This is a genomic window from Terrabacter sp. 2RAF25, assembly GCF_052115265.1.
GTDB lineage: Bacteria > Actinomycetota > Actinomycetes > Actinomycetales > Dermatophilaceae > Terrabacter.
On record NZ_JBFRGJ010000041.1, the window covers coordinates 1 to 494 of the forward strand.

General features: G+C 62.1%; 1 pseudogene. It reads left to right on the forward strand.

Annotated elements, in window-relative coordinates:
- A pseudogene (locus AB4091_RS21860) lies at nt 1-494 on the forward strand (hypothetical protein); the annotation flags it as partial.

Consider the following 494-nt stretch of genomic DNA (forward strand, 5'->3'; position numbering starts at 1 on the left):
GCCTTGGTTACCTTGTTCCGGAATTTCCGAACCAGACTCATGCTTTCTTCTGCCGGGAAATCGACGCGATCGAAGCCATGGGCGTTTCCGTGCGGCTGTACTCGACGCGCCGTCCGGCGCCGGGAGCCTGCCCTCATGCTTTTGCGGCAAGGATGACGGCACGCACGACCTATCTGTTTCCAGCGCCGGCCAAGGCGCTGGCATGGCTCGGGCGCCGGCCCGGGCGAGCGCTGAAGGCCGTTTCCTATGTGCTCGGCCTGCGCGAGACATCACTTGCCAGGCGCGCGCAGTTGATGGGGCTGCTGTCCTCGGCCGCGATGTTGGCCCAAGATGCGCAGGAAAACGGGATATCGCATCTGCATATTCATTCCTGTGCCAATGCTGCACACTTGGGGGCATTGGCCCATATCCTGAGCGGACTGCCCTTCAGCCTGACGCTGCATGGGGATCTCCCGGTCTATGGCACGGATCATCGGGCCAAGATGCAACATACG